This window comes from Tenacibaculum soleae (assembly GCF_030549005.1).
Taxonomy (GTDB): Bacteria; Bacteroidota; Bacteroidia; order Flavobacteriales; family Flavobacteriaceae; genus Polaribacter; species Polaribacter soleae.
This window is the reverse complement of record NZ_JAUOSW010000004.1, coordinates 173,327-194,316: the sequence shown is the minus strand read 5'-3', so window position 1 is coordinate 194,316 and position 20,990 is coordinate 173,327. Positions and strand designations below refer to the sequence as shown.

At 30.3% G+C, this 20,990-nt stretch carries 22 protein-coding genes; 10 read left to right on the top strand and 12 right to left on the bottom strand.

Going from position 1 to position 20,990, the window contains the following annotated elements:
• Positions 1-76: 76 nt before the first annotated feature.
• A complete protein-coding gene (locus Q4586_RS07365) occupies positions 77-1,090 on the top strand; it encodes a sensor histidine kinase (protein WP_271406275.1) in 1,014 nt (337 codons plus the stop codon).
• A gap of 4 nt (positions 1,091-1,094) precedes the next feature.
• A complete protein-coding gene (locus Q4586_RS07360; protein ID WP_084443054.1) occupies positions 1,095-1,859 on the top strand; it encodes a LytR/AlgR family response regulator transcription factor in 765 nt (254 codons plus the stop codon).
• A gap of 222 nt (positions 1,860-2,081) precedes the next feature.
• Here Q4586_RS07360 and Q4586_RS07355 read toward each other — a convergent pair whose 3' ends face one another.
• Positions 2,082-2,258 carry a hypothetical protein gene (locus Q4586_RS07355; RefSeq protein WP_176714950.1) on the bottom strand — a complete coding sequence of 59 codons (177 nt, stop codon included), beginning with the start codon at positions 2,256-2,258 and terminating at the stop codon, positions 2,082-2,084.
• Positions 2,259-2,293: 35 nt separating this feature from the next.
• Positions 2,294-4,090, bottom strand: a complete 1,797-nt coding sequence (gene lepA, locus Q4586_RS07350; protein WP_068702748.1) for a translation elongation factor 4 — start codon at positions 4,088-4,090, stop codon at positions 2,294-2,296.
• A gap of 102 nt (positions 4,091-4,192) precedes the next feature.
• On the opposite strand from lepA, the gene dusB reads away from it, so the two are divergent.
• Complete coding sequence (gene dusB, locus Q4586_RS07345; RefSeq protein WP_068702746.1) at positions 4,193-5,194, top strand: tRNA dihydrouridine synthase DusB; 1,002 nt, start codon at positions 4,193-4,195, stop codon at positions 5,192-5,194.
• A gap of 2 nt (positions 5,195-5,196) precedes the next feature.
• On the opposite strand, the gene Q4586_RS07340 is transcribed toward dusB, so the two are convergent.
• From Q4586_RS07340 to Q4586_RS07330, 3 genes are read right to left on the bottom strand one after another with little or no spacing between them, the layout of a single operon-like run.
• Positions 5,197-6,399 carry an ABC transporter permease gene (locus tag Q4586_RS07340; protein ID WP_303527908.1) on the bottom strand — a complete coding sequence of 401 codons (1,203 nt, stop codon included), beginning with the start codon at positions 6,397-6,399 and terminating at the stop codon, positions 5,197-5,199.
• 40 nt (positions 6,400-6,439) lie between these two features.
• Entirely contained in the window at positions 6,440-6,835 is a 396-nt protein-coding gene (rbfA, locus tag Q4586_RS07335; RefSeq protein ID WP_068702742.1) for a 30S ribosome-binding factor RbfA, read from the bottom strand.
• A 21-nt stretch (positions 6,836-6,856) separates the two neighbouring features.
• A complete protein-coding gene (locus tag Q4586_RS07330) occupies positions 6,857-7,504 on the bottom strand; it encodes a response regulator transcription factor (protein ID WP_084443052.1) in 648 nt (215 codons plus the stop codon).
• Positions 7,505-7,855: 351 nt separating this feature from the next.
• Here Q4586_RS07330 and mce point away from each other — a divergent pair, with 351 nt between their 5' ends.
• The 6 genes from mce (at position 7,856) to Q4586_RS07300 (ending at position 11,514) form a co-directional block, all read left to right on the top strand.
• Entirely contained in the window at positions 7,856-8,257 is a 402-nt protein-coding gene (gene mce / locus Q4586_RS07325) for a methylmalonyl-CoA epimerase (RefSeq protein WP_303527905.1), read from the top strand.
• A 61-nt stretch (positions 8,258-8,318) separates the two neighbouring features.
• Positions 8,319-9,197 (top strand): cell division protein FtsX, encoded by an 879-nt coding sequence (locus tag Q4586_RS07320; protein WP_303527903.1) that lies wholly within the window; start codon positions 8,319-8,321, stop codon positions 9,195-9,197.
• A 7-nt stretch (positions 9,198-9,204) separates the two neighbouring features.
• Positions 9,205-9,447, top strand: a complete 243-nt coding sequence (locus Q4586_RS07315) for a DUF3098 domain-containing protein (protein WP_303527901.1) — start codon at positions 9,205-9,207, stop codon at positions 9,445-9,447.
• 2 nt (positions 9,448-9,449) lie between these two features.
• Positions 9,450-10,244 (top strand): undecaprenyl-diphosphate phosphatase, encoded by a 795-nt coding sequence (locus Q4586_RS07310; protein WP_303527900.1) that lies wholly within the window; start codon positions 9,450-9,452, stop codon positions 10,242-10,244.
• A 2-nt stretch (positions 10,245-10,246) separates the two neighbouring features.
• On the top strand, positions 10,247-10,942 hold the full coding sequence (truB, locus tag Q4586_RS07305; RefSeq protein ID WP_303527899.1) for a tRNA pseudouridine(55) synthase TruB: 696 nt from the start codon (positions 10,247-10,249) through the stop codon (positions 10,940-10,942).
• Positions 10,943-10,977: 35 nt separating this feature from the next.
• The gene (locus Q4586_RS07300) at positions 10,978-11,514 is read left to right on the top strand and encodes a hypothetical protein (protein WP_303527898.1); all 537 of its coding nucleotides are present in this window, start codon (positions 10,978-10,980) and stop codon (positions 11,512-11,514) included.
• On the opposite strand, the gene Q4586_RS07295 is transcribed toward Q4586_RS07300, so the two are convergent.
• The 3 genes from Q4586_RS07295 to Q4586_RS07285 all read right to left on the bottom strand — a co-directional run bounded on the left by Q4586_RS07295 (position 11,488) and on the right by Q4586_RS07285 (position 13,742).
• A complete protein-coding gene (locus Q4586_RS07295) occupies positions 11,488-11,988 on the bottom strand; it encodes an ABC transporter ATPase (protein ID WP_068702725.1) in 501 nt (166 codons plus the stop codon). The genes Q4586_RS07300 and Q4586_RS07295 overlap by 27 nt on opposite strands.
• A gap of 89 nt (positions 11,989-12,077) precedes the next feature.
• Positions 12,078-12,668 (bottom strand): thioredoxin family protein, encoded by a 591-nt coding sequence (locus Q4586_RS07290; protein WP_068702723.1) that lies wholly within the window; start codon positions 12,666-12,668, stop codon positions 12,078-12,080.
• 111 nt (positions 12,669-12,779) lie between these two features.
• Positions 12,780-13,742, bottom strand: coding sequence for an NAD-dependent epimerase/dehydratase family protein (locus Q4586_RS07285; protein ID WP_303527894.1), 963 nt, complete (start codon positions 13,740-13,742; stop codon positions 12,780-12,782).
• 183 nt (positions 13,743-13,925) lie between these two features.
• Between Q4586_RS07285 and Q4586_RS07280 the strand changes: the two genes are divergently transcribed.
• Positions 13,926-14,453, top strand: coding sequence for a hypothetical protein (locus Q4586_RS07280; RefSeq protein ID WP_303527891.1), 528 nt, complete (start codon positions 13,926-13,928; stop codon positions 14,451-14,453).
• Here the strand turns inward: Q4586_RS07280 and Q4586_RS07275 are convergent.
• From Q4586_RS07275 to Q4586_RS07260, 4 genes are all read right to left on the bottom strand, one after another.
• A complete protein-coding gene (locus Q4586_RS07275; RefSeq protein ID WP_303527888.1) occupies positions 14,446-14,910 on the bottom strand; it encodes a regulatory protein RecX in 465 nt (154 codons plus the stop codon). The two genes, Q4586_RS07280 and Q4586_RS07275, sit on opposite strands and share 8 nt — an antisense overlap.
• 75 nt (positions 14,911-14,985) lie before the next feature.
• Positions 14,986-18,447 carry an efflux RND transporter permease subunit gene (locus tag Q4586_RS07270; protein ID WP_303527886.1) on the bottom strand — a complete coding sequence of 1,154 codons (3,462 nt, stop codon included), beginning with the start codon at positions 18,445-18,447 and terminating at the stop codon, positions 14,986-14,988.
• Positions 18,448-18,472: 25 nt separating this feature from the next.
• Positions 18,473-19,639 (bottom strand): efflux RND transporter periplasmic adaptor subunit, encoded by a 1,167-nt coding sequence (locus tag Q4586_RS07265; RefSeq protein WP_303527884.1) that lies wholly within the window; start codon positions 19,637-19,639, stop codon positions 18,473-18,475.
• Positions 19,640-19,649: 10 nt separating this feature from the next.
• On the bottom strand, positions 19,650-20,990 hold the full coding sequence (locus Q4586_RS07260) for a TolC family protein (protein WP_303527882.1): 1,341 nt from the start codon (positions 20,988-20,990) through the stop codon (positions 19,650-19,652).

Here is a 20,990-nt window from a genome sequence, read left to right as displayed (position 1 = left end):
TTGTTTTTACTAAAAAACAATCTCTAAAATATTTTTCTTTGAACTTAGTTTAAATGAAATATAACTTAACAAAACTATGAATACCAAACTTAACCAATCAGATTATTTTTTACTACTTGTGTACTACGGTATTTCTATGTTATTGGAAATAGATGATTATACTGAAAGAAATAATGCTTTAATTGAGTATTTAATAGACATTCCAATTTTTATAATAATGTCAATTATTTTGGTATTAACATTTACCCTATGGTTAATCCCTAAATATATTGTAAACCATAAAAAATATTTTCACTTTGCTTTTTTTGGACTTTTAACTATAATAATTTGCGGAGGGCTTGAATACACTGCAGGATTTTGGAGCGGAAGTAATCCTTGGAACGAGTTTCCTAATTGGTGGGACTTCATCAAAAAAAGTATTAATTATGCATCAAATGCTATAAGCTTTCCTTTAGGTTTATTGCTGACTAAAAAGTTTTATGAAAGTCAAAGAGATTTATTAAAAATAGAGAAACAACAAAAAGAAAATGAGCTTAAATTATTACGTTCACAAATAGACCCTCATTTTTTATTTAACAATCTAAACACTTTAGACTCTTTAATTGATTTTAATCCAATGAAGGCTAAGGAATATATAAATCGACTATCATTAATTTATCGTTATTTAATTCAAACAAAAGATGCTGAAGTTATGGAGTTATCAGAAGAGTTAAAGTTTGCTGAAAACTATATTTTTTTAATAAAAACTCGCTTTGGTAATGACTACAACTTTACTATTAACGTAAAAACTTCAATAAAAGATAAATTTGTTCCAACAGGCGCTATCCAAACCCTATTAGAGAATGTTGTAAAACATAATAAATCAGAAAACAACATTGCTATAAACACCGATATTTGTATTAAAAAGAACACGCTAAAGGTAGTTAATCAAAAATCAAAATATGTATCTAAAAGCGACTCTCTTAACACTGGTTTAAACAACTTAAAAACTCGTTACAAACTACTTTCTGACAAAAAAGTTATTATTATTAATACCGATAAAGAATTTAGCGTATCTATTCCTACTATTAATTTAAGTGAAGAAAATTAAGCTTATGAAAATTTTAATTCTAGAAGACGAAATACCAGCTTACCAAAAGTTAGTTAATTATTTAAATCAATTTTTTGGTAAAGAAATACCGCACGATTTAGCACGCTCTAATAAAGATGGAAAAGAATTTCTTTCTAAAAATAAATATAATTTTATTTTATCTGACATTCAGTTATTAGACGGAATTTCTTTTGATTTGTTTGATGAAGTTACAATTGATTGCCCTATTATTTTTTGTTCAGCACACAACGAATATTTATTTAAAGCATTTAATACAAACGGAATTGCTTACATTTTAAAACCTTATTCAAAATCTGACTTTAACAAGGCTATTAAAAAATACCAATCTTTGTTTAACCAAGGTAGTTATAACGACTTAAACTCTGAAACATTATCTAATTTAAAATCAGCATTAAAAGAAGAAAACACATCGTATAAAAAACGATTTGTTATAAAAAAAACAAAAGGAATTAAATTATTAAGTGTTGTAGAAATTAGTTTGATTGAAGCGTCTGGAGATTTTTGCATTGCTACTGACAACTTTGGAAAACGACACAATATTTCTCAAACTTTAGGAAACATTTTTCAGCAATTAAACCCTTCTAAATTTTTTAAAATTAATAGAAGTCAAATTATTTGCATCGATTTTATTGATAATATAGAAAGTCATTTTAAAAACCGGTTGCTAATTACCATGAAAGGTGTAAAGGAAAAATCAATGACAAGCTCGGCTGTTACTTCTGATTTTAGAAAATGGCTTGAAAACTAAACAAAAGCCAACATTTACAATTAGTTACTCTTAAAATAGCCATATATTGTTAAACTAGTATAGCCCTGATTGAAATGACATCCTTTTTTGTTTTTTTCAAAAAAGATATAATGAAAAGCAGGAAATAGCTACAAAAAAACCTTCTTGATTTCTCAAAAAGGTTTTTTTCTACTCTTAATTTTTATCTTCGTGGGTTACTGCCTTCACTGGGGAACAAACATATTAGTTATCGTTTTGTTCTTTTCTTGGAAAAGTTCCTAAAATAAACAGAAGACCAATTATAAATAAGACCCCTACAATAAATGAAAACCAAAAACCTTGGTAATTAGTATTCTTTAAAAAAGAAGTAAGTATGATAATTATAAATATACCAATAATTTGATAATGTGATTTTTTCATTAATTCTCGTTTTGGCTTTTAATTCCTAAAAAAACTTAATCATTTAGTTTTAAAACTGCCATAAATGCTTCTTGCGGAATTTCTACATTACCAACCTGACGCATTCTCTTTTTACCTTTTTTCTGCTTTTCTAATAACTTACGTTTACGCGAAATATCACCTCCATAACATTTTGCTGTTACATCTTTACGCAATGCTTTGGTAGTTTCACGCGCAATAATTTTTGCTCCAATCGCAGCTTGAATAGGAATATCAAACTGTTGTCTTGGTATTAACGTTTTTAATTTTTCTACTATTTTTTTACCTATCGTGTAGGCGTTATCTGCATGTAATAATGCCGAAAGTGCATCTACAGGTTGCCCATTTAATAAAATATCTACACGTACTAATTTTGAGGTACGCATTCCTATGGGAGCATAATCAAATGATGCGTATCCTTTAGATACTGTTTTTAATCGATCATAAAAATCGAAAACAATTTCTGCCAACGGCATATCAAATGTTAATTCAACTCTTTCGGTTGTTAAATACGTTTGATTTACGATTTCTCCTCTTTTTTCAATACAAAGTGACATTACTTGCCCTACAAAATCTGACTTTGTAATGATAGATGCTTTAATAAAAGGCTCTTCTACTCGATCTAACCTTGATGGATCTGGTAAATCTGTTGGATTGTTTAATAAAACAATTTCCTCTGGATTTTTCTTTGTATAAGCATGATATGATACGTTAGGAACCGTAGTAATTACGGTCATATTAAACTCACGCTCTAAACGTTCTTGAATAATTTCCATGTGTAACATTCCTAAAAACCCACATCGAAATCCAAAACCTAAAGCTGCTGAACTTTCTGGTTGAAACACTAAAGAAGCATCATTTAATTGTAATTTTTCCATTGAGTTACGAAGCTCTTCGTAATCTTCTGTATCAACAGGGTAAATACCCGCAAATACCATTGGTTTTACATCCTCAAAACCATCAATTGTATCGGTTGTAGGGTTTTCAAAATCGGTAATTGTATCTCCTACTTTTACTTCTTTTGCGGCTTTAATACCTGTAATTAAATACCCTACATCTCCTGTTTTTACTTCTTTTTTTACTTCTTGTTCTAACTTTAAAGTACCAACCTCATCAGCTCCATACTCTTTACCTGTTGCCATGAATTTAATTCGTTGATTCTTTTTGATAGAACCATCAATTACTCTAAAATAAGTTTCAATTCCACGGTAAGAGTTATATACCGAATCAAAAATTAAGGCTTTTAACGGCGCATCAGGATTACCTTGAGGCGCAGGAACTTTATTTATAATTGCTGCTAAAATATTATCTACTCCGAAACCAGTTTTTCCACTTGCGTGAATTACATCTTCGGCGTCACATCCTAATAAATCAACAATATCATCGGTAACTTCTTCTGGATTTGCACTTGGTAAATCCACTTTATTTAATACCGGAATAATTTCTAAATCATTATCTAACGCTAAATATAAATTAGAAATTGTTTGTGCCTGTATACTTTGTGCTGCATCAACAATTAACAAAGCACCTTCACAAGCAGCAATTGAACGAGAAACTTCATACGAGAAATCTACGTGTCCTGGAGTATCAATTAAATTTAGTACATATTCTTCTCCTTCATACGTATATTCCATTTGAATTGCGTGTGACTTAATGGTAATACCACGCTCACGCTCTAAATCCATATTATCTAAAAGCTGACTTTGTTTTTCACGCTCGGTAACCGAACCTGTATAGTCTAATAATCTATCAGCAAGTGTGCTTTTACCGTGATCAATATGCGCAATAATGCAAAAGTTTCTTATTTTTTTCATGCTTCGTGTTCTAACTTCTTATGACCGACAAAGATACTTTTTTGAAAAACGTTGTACAATTAAAAATTTACTCAATAAAAAAATAAAAAGTAACTTTGCAACATGGTAAAAATTGGCAATATTGAACTTCCTGATTTTCCGCTATTATTAGCGCCGATGGAAGATGTGAGTGACCCACCGTTTAGAGCTTTATGCAAAGAAAATGGTGCTGACGTGGTATATACTGAATTTATTTCATCAGAAGGACTGATTCGTGATGCTGCAAAAAGCGTTATGAAATTAGATATTTACGAAAAAGAACGTCCTGTTGGGATTCAGATTTTTGGTGCAAACTTAGATTCAATGCTAAAAACGGTAGAAATTGTTGAAAAATCGAACCCAGATATTATTGACATTAACTTTGGATGCCCTGTTAAAAAAGTGGTTTCTAAAGGTGCTGGTGCTGGTATTTTAAAAGATATTGATTTGATGGTTTCTTTAACTGAAGCCATGGTAAAACACACTAATTTACCCGTTACAGTAAAAACACGTTTAGGCTGGGATCATGATTCGATAAGAATTGTTGAAGTTGCCGAGCGCTTGCAGGATGTTGGTTGCGCTGCCATTGCTATTCACGGACGTACACGTGCACAAATGTACAAAGGTGATGCAGATTGGGCGCCAATTGCACAAGTAAAGAACAATCAACGAATGCACATTCCTGTATTTGGTAATGGTGATGTTACTTCGCCAGAAAAAGCAATGGAAATGCGTGATAAATATGGTTTAGATGGCTGTATGATTGGTAGAGCCGCAATTGGGTATCCTTGGTTTTTTAACGAAGTAAAACATTATTTTAAAACAGGTAAATATTTAGCTAAACCTACGATTGCACAACGTGTAGAAATGGCACGTAGGCATTTACAAATGGCTATTGATTGGAAAGGGCCTGTGTTAGGTGTTTTTGAAACTAGAAGACATTACACCAATTATTTTAAGGGAATTCCTCATTTTAAAGAATACCGTATGAAAATGGTTACTTCAGATGATGCAAAAGATGTTTTTGCTGCTTTTGATGAAGTAGAAGCTACCTTTGGTAATATGATTATTCCTGAAATAGGGTAATCTTATTTTTCAATAAATTTAACAGATATTCTTGAACTTGCAACTTTGGCTGCAATAAAACCTAATGTGGCAATTGTTAACAGTACAACCAATAAGTTTAACCATCTAAATTCAACTGGATAAGCTAATGTTTCTGTTATCATAAATAGTTCATATCGTTGCTGAATTAACACTAAAACAACCCCTAAAACAACTCCTGCAAACATCCCTACAAGGGTTAATAAAAATCCTTGTAGGATAAATATTTTTTTAATTTCATCAACACTTGCTCCTAAATTGTATAAGGTTTTAAGGTTTTTACGTTTATCAATAATCATCATAATTATAGATCCAATTACATTAAACAAAGCAATGGCTATTATCAAAGTAAATATTAAATAAGAAATAAAATTTTCAGTATTAATTACTTTGTAATACAAACTGTTTAACTGGGCTCTTGTTTTAACCTTAAAACCTTCACCTAATTTTTGTTGTAGTTTTTGTTGAAAATCATCTAAATCAACTGCTTTATTTAATTTTAGCTCAACCCCCGATATTTGATTTTTACGATACTTCAAAAGCTCTTGCGCTAAAGACAGTTCGGTAAAAACATACTTATTTTGAAACTCTTCGGTTCCTTCATAAGCACCCACTATTTGTGTTGAAACCGAATAAAAAGCATTGTTTACGTTTACAAACCCTTTGCCTGGTTTTGGCACCATAATTTGTAATGGCTCTCCAAAATTCAAGATACCTAATGATAAATTATATGAAATTCCGTAACCAATTACGGCTGTATTTTTAAACTCAGGATCAATCCACGTTCCTACAGTTAATAAAGAATCTACTGGGATAATGGTATTATAATGTTCATCAACCCCTTTTATAAAAGCAACTTGATTTTTATCTTTATATTTTAGATAAACTCGCTCTTCAATAGTTTTAGAAACTGCTTTTATTTCTTTTTGACCAATTAATTTTTGATGTATTTCATCGGTATATTCAAAAGTTTTTCCAACTGATGTTGTTATTTTTATATCAGGATCAGAATCACTTAATAACGATTCACTAAAAGTTCTTAACCCTGAAAAACCAGATAAAATAACAAACAATGCTAAAGTTCCGATAACAACACCAAAAACGGCAATAAATGTAATTATATTTATTGCATTTGTGCTTGTTTTTGAAAACAGGTATCTTTTAGCGATGTATAGTGAAAATTTCAATTAGCTATAAATTTTATATTAGTATTCTAAATAAAATTCATTAACGTTTTTGACGGCGAGGTAAAACATCTGGGTTTTTTATAGGATCTACATCTTCACCTTTTAAAGATTTATCAATATCTTCAATATAATCTAAACTATCATCACCAAAAAACAACAATTCAGGCATTCTTCTTAACTGATGTCTTGTTCTTTTCGCCATTTCATGACGAATTAAAGGTGTATTAGATATTACTCCCTCAACAATTTCATCTCTTTTATCAGAAGGAAAAACGCTTAAATACACTTTTGCAACTCCTAAATCGGCAGTAACCGACACTTTTGAAACAGATATTATAATCCCTTTCATTCCATCTTGCGCAGCTCGCTGTAGAACATCTACTAAATCTTCTTGTAATACTCCTGCAATTTTTCGTTGTCTGTTCGTTTCTTCCATCTTGCAAAAATAAGGATAAAATTACGGAGTGTAAATTTTATTTTTCACGGCATATATTACCAACCCTACCCTATTTCTAATATTCAATTTAGTAAACAAACTATCGCGATAACCATCAATCGTTTTGGGACTTAAAAACATTTTTTCTGCTATTTCTTTATAAGTTAGTTCAGAGCAGGCTAGCTTCATGAACTTCATTTCATTATCTTTAAAAGACACATTATGCTTTCCATTTTTGCTTGATACTGAATCTAACAATAAGTTTGTCACATTTTTGCTATGATAAAAACCATTATCCATCATTTCTAACAAGGCTTTTTCTAAAACTTCTTTCTTTGTATCTTTCAACAAGTAACCTACAGCTCCTGCTTTTAGCATTTTTAATATAGTATTATCTGCATCCTCTACCGATAATGCCATTACATTTACGCTTGGATGGTTATTAACTATCCATTCAGTTGTTTCAATACCATTCATTATTGGCATATTAACATCTAACAATACAATATCTGGTATATTTTTAGGCGAAGCAGAAAACTTTGCGGTTAGTTCTTTTCCATTTTTACTGGTATATAATACTTTAAATTTTTCAAAAGTATTTACCATCCCCTCAATAGCTTGTGACAATAATGTATGATCATCTACAACTACAACTGAATATTTCATAATTACGTAGGTTTGGTTACTATTATCTTATAAGGGGGATTATACTATGCCTTTAAATATAGCAATTTATTATTAAACTTGTTACTTTTCGGGGTGCTTATCTAAAAAATACAATTTTATATTATTTGATCAATCCCTTTCTCCTCTATACTTTTTGTAAAATCTCCTTTCACAATTTAAGATGCAACGCACTATAATTAAAGCCCCAAGTATAACAAGGTTAAAAAACCACCAACCTATAAAAACCAAAATAAACATCTTATATAAATCAATGATTAAACTAATTATTTCTCATAGCAAACACTTTGGTTTTTACTATTCTTAGTTACCGATAGAATTTATTATTTTTACCAAATGAATAATATAGAACATATTGGTATTGCTGTAAAAGATTTAGAAAAATCTAATGAGCTGTTTGCTTCACTTTTTGGCAAACCTCATTATAAAATTGAAGAAGTTGCTAGTGAAGGTGTAAAAACTTCTTTTTTTAAATCTGGTGTAAACAAAGTCGAACTATTAGAGGCTACAAAACCCGATAGTCCAATAGCTAAGTTTATTGATAAAAAAGGAGAAGGAATTCATCACATAGCTTTTGCTGTTAACGATATTAATGCCGAAATAAAACGTTTACAAAATGAAGGTTTTACGGTATTAAATGAAACCCCTAAAAAAGGTGCTGACAATAAATTAGTTGCTTTTTTACATCCAAAAACCACTAATGGTGTTTTAATTGAATTATGCCAAGAAATCGAATAATTGATTCGCTAAAAAATTATTAAATATTTGTATCTTGCAAAGTCTAAACTCATATTAAACAATGACAAACTCTTTTGATTCTTTTCAAAAAAGACGCCTACAATCCTCTTATGTTTCTGTAGTAGTTAGTATTGCTTTGGTACTTTTTATGATGGGAGTTTTAGGCTTGGTATTATTAAAATCAACTAAAGTTGCCAACCATTTCAAAGAAAAAGTTGTAATGACCCTCTTTTTAAAAGATACCATGACTGACATCCAGTTAAAAAAATTTAAGCAAACTCTTCAAAAGAAAACATACACTAAAAAAGTTGTTTATATTAGTAAAAATGAAGCTGCAAAAACTTACAAAAGAGATTTAGGTGAAGATTTTATAAAATTTTTAGGAGACAATCCGCTTAAAAATGGAATTGATATTTACTTAAAAGCTGATTTTGTTACTCCTAAAAAGATGAACGAAATAAAAAAAGGTTTTATTAAAAATGATTTTGTTGCTGAGATAAACTATGATAAACCTTTAGTGGAATTACTAACTAAAAACATTCAAAAAATTAGCTTTTGGTTATTAGTTTTAAGTGGTTTTTTTGGTTTAGTAGCCATTATTTTAATAAACAGTTCTATTAGATTATCTATTTATTCTAAAAGATTTAACATTAAAACCATGCAAATGGTGGGCGCTACCAAAAGTTTTATTCGTAAACCTTTTATTTGGCAAAGTATTAAGCTAGGAGTTTTAGGAGCCGTTATTTCTTTAATTGGTTTAGCTATTGTAATTTATTATCTTAACAAATACATTCCTACTCTAGAATTATTAACCGATTACGTATCATTAGCATACGTAACAGGCGGGGTTTTATTTACTGCTTTTTTTATTACTTGGATAAGCACCTTTTTTGCCACACAACGTTTTTTAAACCTACAAACTAACGATTTGTATTATTAAGATTTTTATGAAAAAAGACAATCAACCAAAACAAGAATTCTTGTTCGGTAAACGAAATTATATCATTATGCTAATTGGCTTAGCCATAATTGGTTTAGGGTTTATTTTAATGGCCGGTGGCGGAAGTGAAAACCCTAATGTTTTTAATGAAGAAATTTATAGCTGGCGCAGAATCCGTTTAGCACCAACCTTAGTAATTATTGGACTAGGTATTGAAATTTATGCTATTTTTGCCAACCCTAAAAAATAGGCATGGATTTACTAGAAGCTATTATTCTTGGAATTATTCAAGGACTTACCGAATTTTTACCTGTATCATCAAGTGGGCATCTTGAATTAGCCAAAGCTATTTTAGGAGACACTTCTATTCCTGAAGAAAGTTTAACTTTTACTGTAGTACTACACTTTGCAACCGCATTAAGCACACTGGTTGTTTTTAGAAAAGAAATTGCGGAGATTTTTAAAGGTTTATTCCAATTTAAATGGAATGAAAAAACAAAATTTTCTTTAAAAATTATCATTTCTATGATTCCAGCAGTAATTATTGGACTATTGTTTGAAGAACAATTAGAATCATTTTTTGGAGGAAAAATATTATTAGTTGGTGCAATGCTTTTAATTACCTCGGTATTATTATTATTAGCCGACAAAGCTAAAAATACCAACAAAAAAGTTTCTTTTAGTAGCGCTGTAATTATCGGTATTTCGCAAGCTATTGCCATGTTACCAGGTATCTCAAGATCTGGAGCAACCATATCAACGTCTGTTTTATTAGGTATAGATCGTAGTAAAGCAGCTCGTTTTTCTTTTTTAATGGTGGTACCTCTTATCTTCGGAAAAATAGCAAAAGATCTTTTGAGTGGAGATATTAATTTTGAATCTTCTGAGATTGCACCTATATCTGCAGGATTTATTGCTGCTTTCTTAGCAGGATTAGTTGCCTGTAACTGGATGATTGCCTTGGTTAAAAAAAGCAAATTATCTTACTTTTCAATTTACTGTGCCGTTGTAGGACTTATTGCAATAGCATACGCATTATTTAACTAATTATGAAAACCGAAGAAGATTACAAAAACGGACAAGTTTTATTGATTGATAAACCACTTGAATGGACATCGTTTCAAGTAGTAAATAAACTCCGCTGGCATATTCGTAAACGTTTTGACATTAAAAAGATTAAAGTAGGGCATGCAGGTACTTTAGACCCGCTAGCAACTGGTTTATTGGTTATATGTACAGGAAAAAAAACCAAAACAATTAACGAATATCAAGGACAAGTAAAGGAATATACAGGTACTATAACAATTGGAGCAACCACACCTAGTTACGATTTAGAAACCGAAATAAATGAAACCTTTGCCACAAATCATATTACTGACCAACTAATTCATGAAACTACGAAACAGTTTACAGGAATAATTCAACAAAAACCACCTATTTTTTCGGCTATAAAAAAGGAAGGAAAACGACTGTATGAATTAGCCAGAAAAGGAGAAACCACCGAAATAAAATCAAGAGAAATTACAATTTCTACCTTTGAAATTACTAGTATTAATAACAATAAACTAGACTTTAGAGTAGTTTGTAGCAAAGGAACTTACATTCGTTCTTTAGCCTATGATTTTGGAATTGCCTTAAAATCAGGTGCTCATTTATCAGCCTTAAGAAGAACAAAAATTGGTGATTTTCACGTTGATAATGCAGTAAGTATAGAAAAATTTATAAATTCTTTAGAAGTGGAATAATTTTTGAATTAATATGCTAAAATTATTTTACTACTATGAAAAAACTATTACTACTAATTGCAGTAATATCATTAGTTAATTTATCACTAAACGCTCAAGAAAAACGCCCATTTTTTACAGGTAGTTTAAATTTTACTTTTGCTCTCAATAAAAATTATGTTTTATTTGAACCAGACGACGATAACGAACTTATAGAGTTTTCTGCATTAATGACTCGTTTTGGTGTAGGGTATCAGTTTGATAAAAAATGGGCTGGTATTATTAATATAGGATACGACTATCATACTAGATTCGGTATAAACACAATACCTATGTTTGGTACATTACGCTATAATATCTCTGAAGATAGTTATGATAGCTTTTTTACACAAGTTAGTTATGGTAATTTATGGCGACCTTCTAATAAATATGAAAACGGAAAATACTATGCTTTTGGTATAGGAACACAGATTGGAGGCTCAAAAAGATGGCATTCTGTTATTCATCTAGATTTTCACAGAAAAAAAATCAGTAATTTTAAAAATGGTAATCTAGATAGTGTGTCGTTAGGTATTGGATTTAGTTTTTTTTAAAAACCGATGATACCAACTTTCTGAAATTGGCACTTCCCAGTAATTATCTAACTCATGTTTTGTTTCAATTAAATTATCAAAAACTATTGTTTTTTCTGTTACTGCTTTATTTTTAATTAACTTCTTAAAATCTTTTAAATCTTTGTATTGAGTATACTCTCCTTGTTTAAAACAAACGTTCATCCTATCTAACAATTCAACTTCATATTGTTGTTGTAATTGTAAAATAAACCCTACTTGAGCATCAACATCTATATTTGATAAAATTGAATTTTCTTCAGCTAAAAAAATAATAAATCGATTATGCCTTAGCTCAAAAGAAGCTTTAAAGTTTTCGTCTTCTGTTTTCCAACCTTCAATAAATGTTTTTAGTTGTTCTTTTACACCTTCAATTTCTTGTGGATAAAATTTCCTACTGCAAGGATAAATCCAAACTTTTGCCGCTTCAGACAACGTATTAAAATCTACTAACATAATTATTTTTTCTTATTGGCAAATATACAGAAAACAAAATCTCCTTTTTGCTATTCAAAAAGGAGATTTATTTTATATAAAAACTATTTTTATTTTAATAACGCAATAAGGTTTTCTTGAACATTTAGTCCTTTATTTTTGTTATACCAAACTTGTAAATCTTTTTTAAAATCAGCATCTAAAGCGCCTTTTTCGGCTTTATAATCTGTCACCATTTTTGTAGCAATATCTGGTCTTGGCCCCCAAGTATTAATTACTTCGTTATTTTTATCTAATGCAATTAATTTAGGTATTGCCCTACCTCCGTTTGTTAAAAAATTATCCATTAACTCAAGGTTTTCATCTCTTAAAACCACCTGTAACTTAATATTATTATTTTCTTCAGCTATTTTATTAATTACTGGTAAATTTTGAGCAGCATCACCACACCACCCTTCTGATATAACTAACCATGTTTGCGGCTCGCTTATATCTTTTAGTTTTGCTATTGTTTCTTCTGAAATTTTTATAGTTTTATCTAAACGTTGCATGCGTTTATCATTTAATAAACTATAATTTAATAAATCGTCAGATTGATTTGAGCCTGTTGATTTTCCTTTAACTAATAAATCTTTTACAAGATTTCTATACGCTGAATATGAAATTGCTTTCTGCAAACTATTTTCTATAACTTTTTTCATCTTAATCACTTTATGATACAAATATATTTCTCTCCTTTTAAACACTCAGCAACTAAAGTTACAGTATTTAAAAGAGTTATTATAGACGTAGTTTTAATTAAAAACTTACACTTAGGTTAATTGCTCTTTTTTTAAAGTTTTTAAATTGGTTATAATATCATTTGTCATGGATGCTAAATCAAACTTATGTTGCCATCCCCAATCATTTCGAGCATGAGAATCGTCAATAATTTGCGGCCAACTATCTGCAATTGCTTGCCTAAAATCTGGTTTATAAGTGATTGTAAATTCTGGGATGTATTTTTTAATCTCGGATGCAATTTCTTTAGGTGTAAAGCTAATTGCTGCTAAATTATACGAAGTTCTTGTTTTAATCTTATCTGCGTCAGCTTGCATTATTTGGATTGTAGCGTTGATAGCGTCATCCATATACATCATTGGCAAACGTGTATTTTCAGACAAAAAACACTCAAAAGTTCCTTTTTTCAAAGCGTCAAAATAAATATCAACCGCATAATCTGTAGTACCACCTCCTGGTAATGTTTTCCAACTAATTATACCTGGATAACGAACACTACGTACATCTACTCCATATTTTTCATGATAATAATTACACCAATGTTCTCCAGCAACTTTACTAATTCCGTAAACTGTTGACGGTTCCATTATAGTTTGTTGAGGTGTGTTTATTTTTGGTGAAGTCGGCCCAAAAGAAGCCATAGAGCTTGGCCAATAAACTTTTTGAATATGCTTCTCTTTTGCTATTTCAAGAACAGCTAATAAAGAAGTCATGTTTAAATCCCAGCCTTTTAATGGATATTTTTCTGCTGTTGCAGATAACATTGCTGCCATTAAATACACCTCCGTAACTTTATATTTTTTAATTACCTCTAAAATTTGCTCTTTACTTGTAGCATCAATAATTTCAAAAGGCCCTGAGTTCATCATTTCTTCTCCACCTTCTCTAATATCAGAAGCTATAACTTGTTCATTTCCGTATAAAGAACGGAGTTTTTGAGTTAGTTCTATTCCAATTTGCCCACAAGCACCTAAAATTAATATAGTATCATTCATTCTTAAAAGTTCAAAAATATAGGATTGCAAAGTTATTAAATTTCATAATTCGTAAAAAGTATTTCTACTTTTTTAATTATCAACAAAATAGCACTGTAAACAACTGATTACAAACTTATAATTTTCGTACCCCTTAAAAACCAAGTAAAATATGTACTTTTATCTCTTTAATATCATTGATTAATGAGACCTTATTTTTTTATTTTCTTTTCTGTTTTTTTGATAAATTTTTCTTGTCAAAAAGAAACCTCTAAAAAAAACATTCCTGTTCAAAAAACTGGTATGAACACTGTTGTTGAACATGCTAATTACACTAAAATAGATGCTGCTGCTAGCAAAGAAATTAAACAATGGAAAGAGTATTTTACTGTTGAAGATTTTATGCAACAATTAAGAAAAACCAGCCCTACTGAAGCACTAAACAATGCTTTAGAATTAAAAACATTAACCAAACAACTAAAAGACAGCTTAACAATTAAAGCTCTTAAAACACCTGCCTTTAAAGCTCGTGAAAATGTGTTTGAAAACGAGATTTTGCGGTTAGCTGATATGACTTACATACCGTCAATTACATCAAAAGAGGTTAACAATCAAGTAGATAAAATATTTTCTCTTTTTAGCAGCATGAATCATAAAATAAATGCTGTTTATGCTAAAAAAAGTTTTGACAAGGCAAATAAAATAGATAGCTTATTTAGTGGTTTTAAATAGTATTAATTGCTTCGTACACCAGGCTACTTTCAAAACCTTTATATAATAAATAATCTGCTATTTTCTTTTTTCTCTTAAATTGATTTGTTTCTATTGTTAGTTTATTCTTTTTTTCTAATAAACTATACATAGTACTAATATACTCTTCTTCATCAATTTCTTTTAGCGCTATTGTTATATTGTATTTTGAAATATTACGAAATTTCAATTCTCTAACTATTCGTTGTTTTCCCCATTTTTTAATTCGAAATTTACCTCTTGCAAAACTTTTAGAAAATCGCTCTTCATTTAAAAAGTTATCTTGTAATAAACTTAAAAGAATTAGTTCTCTAGCTTCAGGAATTAAATTATAATCCTTTATTTTTTGCTCTATTTCTTTATGACAACGATCTTGATACACGCAATACTGCTCTAATTTTCTCTTAACCTCATCAACCGTAAAAACCTTCTTATTCATAAATCAAAAATAAAAAAAGAGTTGAAAACTTTTATGTTTCCAACTCTTTTTCACTAACAAAAATTAAGAAATATATTATACATTCCTTTTTAACCACATTTTAAACTTTGTAATTAAGAAAAATAAAATTGGCACTGCAATTAGTGTTAAAAAAGTAGCTATTAATAACCCGTAAATCACGGTCCAAGCTAATGGCCCCCAAAACACTACGTTATCACCTCCCATGTATATTTTAGGATCAAAATCAGCAAATAATGTAAAGAAATTAATATTAAATCCGGTTGCTAACGGAATTAATCCAAGAATGGTTGTAATTGCTGTTAACAATACCGGTCGTAAACGTGCTTTACCAGCTTTTACAATTGCTTCAAATAAATCATTTGTCTCTAAATAAGCTGATTCTTTTAAACCTAAATCATGCTTTTTTCTGTCTATTAATAACTGTGCATAATCTAACAAAACTACTCCGTTATTTACCACAATACCTGCTAAAGAAATAATTCCCATCATTGTCATCATAATTACAAACGATGAACCTGTTATTACCATTCCACCAAACACACCAATAAGACTCAATAATATTGAAATCATTATAATAGTTGGTTTTGAAATAGAATTAAATTGAAAAATTAAAATGAAAAAGATAAGTCCTAAACCAGTTAACAGTGCTCCCATTAAAAATGCCATTTGCTTATTTTGTTCTTCAATTTGCCCTGTATAATCTATCTTTATGTTTTTAGGCATATCTTTAAACGATGCCATTTCACTTTGCACTTGATTTACAATTGCTCCTGCATCTGTAAAACCAGGTGATAATTGCGAATAAACAGTAACTACCCGCTTAACATCTTTATGCTTAATAGCACTAAAACCTGAATTATTAGTATGTTCGGCTACTGCTGAAATAGGAATTTCTTTTAAACTACCTGTATTATCTCTAAAAGTTATTTTTTGATTAAAAATTGCACTTGAATTATACCTGTTTTTTTTATTAAAACGCACATAAATATCATAATCTTCACCATCTTCTTTATAAATACCTGCTTTTGCTCCAAAAATAGAATTCCGAATTTGTTGCCCTACTTGTGATGCATTAACACCTAACTCTCCTGCTTTTTTACGATCAACCAATACTTGCATTCCTGGTTTATCTTTATTTACATCGATTTTAATTTCATCTACTCCTGGAATATTCTTAGAGTTAATAAAATCACGCATTCTTTCGGCAGTTACAATTAGTTCATTATAATCACTACCTTCTATTTCAATATTAATCGGCGCTCCTGCAGGTGGTCCATTAGCATCTTTTTCAACAGATATTAAAACTCCAGGATAAATACCCACTAAAGCTTTTTGTACCTTTTGCCTTAACAATTCACTATCTTCTCCACGACGATATTTATACTCACGCATTGAGGCGGTAATTTTACCTTTATGTGGCAGTTCTCCTCCTGAGCCAGCATCAGCAGTTGGGTTACCAGCCCCTTCACCTACTTGCGACACAGCACTTTCTACCAAAAAGTTATAATCTCCATCTGTATATTGAGCACCATTTAATACTGTAAATACTCTTTTTTCAATCTCTTTGGTAATTACATTTGTTTTTTCGATATCTGTTCCTTGCGGATACTCGATGTAAACAATAATTTGATTTGGTTTATTATCTGGAAAAAATTCAATTTTTGTACGTTGGCTAGCTACAGATGCTCCAAAAGCGATAAAAGAAATAATAAGCAAGGCGAATGTGCCTCCAATTAACCAATAAGGTGCTGATTTTGATAATGCTCTACGTAGTTGACGCTCATACCAATTTTCTAAACGTGGTAATACTTTTGTTTGAAAGCTATTAGCCCATTTACGTAAAAATAATCTATAAATCCATAGCATTATTGTGGTAAACATCATTAAACTTCCTAACGATCTATACACCCCTCCTGTAAGGTAAACTAATATTCCTATTACAATCATAATTGCAGTCATAATAATGATACGCTTTATTGGCATATTTTTATCTTCAGTACTCATAAAGTTAGATACTAAAACTGAATTAAAAAAGATAGCTACCACTAATGATGAACTTAATACAATAGCTAAAGTAATAGGTAAAAGTTTCATAAACTCTCCCATAACCCCTGGCCATAAACCTAACGGAATAAATGCAGCTACTGTTGTTGCTGTTGAAATAATAATTGGAAATGCTATTTCTCCAATTCCTTTTTTAGCAGCATCTACTTTATTCATTCCCTCTTCATCCATTAAACGGTATACGTTTTCTACCACTACAATACCGTTATCTACCAACATTCCTAATCCCATAATTAATCCGAAAAGGATCATGGTATTTAAAGTATACCCTAACATGTTTAAAATCATAAGCGACATAAACATCGACATAGGAATAGCAAAACCTACAAATATCGCATTTTTAAAACCTAGGAAAAACATTAGAACCGTTACTACTAAAATAACTCCAAAAATAATGTTATTTACCAAATCATCAACTGCTGATATTGTAACTGATGATTGGTCATTAGCAACAGTAACCGTTAAATCAGCAGGAAAAACAGTTGTTTTAGCATTTGTTACTATTTCTCTAATTTGCTCGGCAGCAGCTACCATGTTAGACCCTGCTCTTTTTTTAACATCTAGCATAACTACTTGCTTTCCTTTCTCTCTAGCATAAGTAGTTATATCTTTTTCTTTAAAAAATACTTCAGCAACATCTTTTAAATAAATAGAATTTCCTTTTTCTGATTTTACAACAAAGTTTTCTAACTCTGACGGCTTTTTAATTTCACCTAAAATACGAATCGTACGACGCTGACCACTAGCAATTAAATTACCAGCAGACATGGTTGAATTACCTCCATTAATAGCATTTATGATATCACCAAAGCTAACTTTTGCCGCTTGCATCTTATAAATATCTACAGCAACCTCAACTTCTTTATCTTGTACCCCGCGAATATCTACTTGTTTAATTTCTTGTAATCCTTCAATTTCATCTTGAAGATATTCACCAAACTCTTTTAACTTTCCTACGGTATAATCACCCGAAATATTAATATTAAGTATTGGCATTTCTTCACTCATACTTAATGCAAAAACATTAGGCTCTACTTTTGCACCATTAAAAGTTGGCCAATCTTCACCTGATGTTTCTGATTCAATTTCGTCTTTTACTTTTTGTTTTGCATCTTTTACTTCAATATTTTCATCGAACTCTACAATTACCATCGAGTAATCTTCTTGCGATGTTGAGGTAATTTCTACTACATTACTTACCGTTTTTAACTTTTCTTCTAACGGATCAGTAATTAGCTTCTCAATATCTTCGGCTGTGTTTCCAAAAAACGGTGTACTTATATAAATTTTGGTTTCTTTAATTTCTGGAAAACTCTCACGAGGCATTTCAAAAAAAGCTGAAACACCTAAATAAAAGATCAACAACATTACCACATACATGGTAGTTTTGTTATTAATTGCCCATGTTGACAAGCCAAATTCTTTATCTACCTGTTTATTTTTTTCAGACATATTTAATGATTTTTTAACTTATCTATTAATTTAAAATTTGCACTTGTTGTCCATTTTGAACACTACGCGCACCTTCCATAATTACCTGACTTCCTATAACGATACCCTCTAAAACCTCTACAACATCCCCTTGAGTTTTACCGGTAGTTATAATTTTTTGTTTTGCAATACCTTTTTTATTTTTCACATCTGCAACCACATACACGTACTGCTCTCCTTTTGAGTTTTCAGAAATAATACTTAACGGAATTAACAATGCTTCTTTATTGGTATAATCGTTAATTTTTAACTTTGCTGTTAAATTTGGCTTAATACTTTTATCCTTATTATTTACAGCTACTTCTACCTTAAAAGTACGATTTGCTGGATTGATAAAGTTACCTGCTTGACGAATTTCAGAATCGATAGTCTGTCCTAGAACTGGAAACTCAACTTTTACGCTTTTTCCTTTTTTTATTGATGTAATATACCCTTCTGGCACAGAAGTTTCAATATACATGTTTTGTAAGTTTACGATTCTAAAAACTTCTGATCCTGGCCCTGGAGCAACTACTGTTCCTTGGTCTTTAATTACATCATCAATAACCCCCGAAAACGGTGCTGTTATTACTGATTTTGATAATTGTCTTTTTAATTGACTTACGGCACTTTTTTGTGATTCATATGTTGTTTTTGCTTGTAAAAACTGTATTTCAGAACCAATTTTTTGCTCCCATAAACGCTTTTGACGTTCAAAAGTAGTTGATGCTAACGCTGCTTGTGCTTCAATTTGAGCTAATTGACTAGACAATCCTCCGTCATCTATTCTTGCTAAAATTTGACCTTTTTTTACATACTGACCCTCTTTTACATAAATTTTGTACAATTGCCCAGCCATTTCAGGATACACCAAAACATTTTGTTTTGTTTTTACATCTCCTTGCAATTCTAAATAATGATTAAACACTGTTTGTTTTGCGTCTATAACCGTTATTAAAGGTATTCTTTTAGTAGTATCTAACTCCGATATTTTATCATTTAATATCTTAATATCTCCTGATAAAGCTTGTACTTGCGCATCTAAAGCTGCCTTTTTTGTTCTAATTTTTGTTAAATCATTAGAAGCTAACACTTCTTCAACTGATTGCTTTTTACTTCCTCCACAGGAAGTTAATAACAGTGCGATTGCTATTACTGGATATATTTTTCTCATTATAGTTATTTTATTTTAGTGGTATGTTTAATGCGTTTTCTAGTTGTGCTTTTTTAGCTATTACGTTTAACATTGATTGTACGTAACTATTTTGCTGGCTATATAATTGGTTTTGTGCCTGTAACAAATCAAAACTTGATGAAATCCCTTCAAAAAATTTTATCTGTTGTTTTTTCTCAATTCTTTCAGATAGCTCTAAATTTTTCTTAGCTATTTGATAACTTTCAATACTTAATTGATATTCACTTTTTGCTGATGCTGCTTTTAACAATAATTGTTGTTTAACGTTTTCTCTTTGAATTTCAGCATTTTCAAATTCAATTCTTGCTATTGCTGTTCTTGAACTTCTTCCGAAACTACTAAAAATAGGCACATTTAAAGTAACACCCAATAAAGAGCTTGAAAACCATTTTTGCGAACCGTTTAAAAACGTAAAATCATTTGAATTTGCTGACGCTCCATAATTTACAAAGGCTGATAATCTAGGTAATGCTTTGCTTTGCTCTAAGCGCATTAACAATCTTTTACTTTCTTTATCATTCTCAACCATTCGGTAATCAATATGATTGTTTACCTCAAAAACCTTTGTTAATAAACTAAAATCAGTATTAGAAAGTACTAAGTTATCTAGCGTATCAGTTAATCTAATTTTCTTATCTATTGAGTTTCCTAAAGAAATATTTAACATTTTGTAAGCAATTACTTTCATTCTAACAGTATTGCTTAAATTGTTTTCAATATTACCAAGTGTTATTTGTAATTGCTCAACATTTTCTAATTCTGTTAACCCATTTTTATATATTTTTTGGGTTTCGACTAAGTTTTTCTGAACAACCTCTTTATTTTTTTCTAAAATAGCAATTGTTTTTTCGGTAACTAAAACATTTCCATAAGCATTAATAACAGCTTCTCTTGTTGCTAGTGCTGTTTTTTCTTTTGATTGTTCAGATATTTTTAAATACGTTTTTGCCGATTGTAGTCCAACTATATAAGAGCCATCAAAAATTAATTGTCGTAAAGTAACTGTTGCATTCATGGTTTGTTTTGTTCCAAACTTTACAGGCACAAACGTACCAGGTGCACCCCCAGCTATTTCTCCCGGCAATAAAGACACTTGCTGTCTTAACCAGTTTTGATAATCTATCGTACCATCAATTTGCGGCAAACCGATGGTTGTTGTTTCCCACTTTTTTTTATGAGCAGCTGCGATATTGTTAACCGCTATTTTATTATCATAATTATTTTTTATTGCATATTCAATTGCATCTTGCATTGATAAATTAAGTTCTTCTTGTGCAAACAAAATGCTCGTACAAAAGAATATAAATACACTATATATGTATTTTTTCAT

Bases quoted from the DNA above. Each gene is read 5' to 3' on its own strand.
- Q4586_RS07365 (WP_271406275.1), top strand. From the start codon at position 77: ATGAATACCAAACTTAACCAATCAGATTATTTTTTACTACTTGTGTAC.
- Q4586_RS07360 (WP_084443054.1), top strand. From the start codon at position 1,095: ATGAAAATTTTAATTCTAGAAGACGAAATACCAGCTTACCAAAAGTTA.
- Q4586_RS07355 (WP_176714950.1), bottom strand. From the start codon at position 2,258: ATGAAAAAATCACATTATCAAATTATTGGTATATTTATAATTATCATA.
- lepA (WP_068702748.1), bottom strand. From the start codon at position 4,090: ATGAAAAAAATAAGAAACTTTTGCATTATTGCGCATATTGATCACGGT.
- dusB (WP_068702746.1), top strand. From the start codon at position 4,193: ATGGTAAAAATTGGCAATATTGAACTTCCTGATTTTCCGCTATTATTA.
- rbfA (WP_068702742.1), bottom strand. From the start codon at position 6,835: ATGGAAGAAACGAACAGACAACGAAAAATTGCAGGAGTATTACAAGAA.
- mce (WP_303527905.1), top strand. From the start codon at position 7,856: ATGAATAATATAGAACATATTGGTATTGCTGTAAAAGATTTAGAAAAA.
- Q4586_RS07320 (WP_303527903.1), top strand. From the start codon at position 8,319: ATGACAAACTCTTTTGATTCTTTTCAAAAAAGACGCCTACAATCCTCT.
- Q4586_RS07315 (WP_303527901.1), top strand. From the start codon at position 9,205: ATGAAAAAAGACAATCAACCAAAACAAGAATTCTTGTTCGGTAAACGA.
- Q4586_RS07310 (WP_303527900.1), top strand. From the start codon at position 9,450: ATGGATTTACTAGAAGCTATTATTCTTGGAATTATTCAAGGACTTACC.
- truB (WP_303527899.1), top strand. From the start codon at position 10,247: ATGAAAACCGAAGAAGATTACAAAAACGGACAAGTTTTATTGATTGAT.
- Q4586_RS07300 (WP_303527898.1), top strand. From the start codon at position 10,978: ATGAAAAAACTATTACTACTAATTGCAGTAATATCATTAGTTAATTTA.
- Q4586_RS07295 (WP_068702725.1), bottom strand. From the start codon at position 11,988: ATGTTAGTAGATTTTAATACGTTGTCTGAAGCGGCAAAAGTTTGGATT.
- Q4586_RS07290 (WP_068702723.1), bottom strand. From the start codon at position 12,668: ATGAAAAAAGTTATAGAAAATAGTTTGCAGAAAGCAATTTCATATTCA.
- Q4586_RS07285 (WP_303527894.1), bottom strand. From the start codon at position 13,742: ATGAATGATACTATATTAATTTTAGGTGCTTGTGGGCAAATTGGAATA.
- Q4586_RS07280 (WP_303527891.1), top strand. From the start codon at position 13,926: ATGAGACCTTATTTTTTTATTTTCTTTTCTGTTTTTTTGATAAATTTT.
- Q4586_RS07275 (WP_303527888.1), bottom strand. From the start codon at position 14,910: ATGAATAAGAAGGTTTTTACGGTTGATGAGGTTAAGAGAAAATTAGAG.
- Q4586_RS07270 (WP_303527886.1), bottom strand. From the start codon at position 18,447: ATGTCTGAAAAAAATAAACAGGTAGATAAAGAATTTGGCTTGTCAACA.
- Q4586_RS07265 (WP_303527884.1), bottom strand. From the start codon at position 19,639: ATGAGAAAAATATATCCAGTAATAGCAATCGCACTGTTATTAACTTCC.
- Q4586_RS07260 (WP_303527882.1), bottom strand. From the start codon at position 20,990: ATGAAAAAATACATATATAGTGTATTTATATTCTTTTGTACGAGCATT.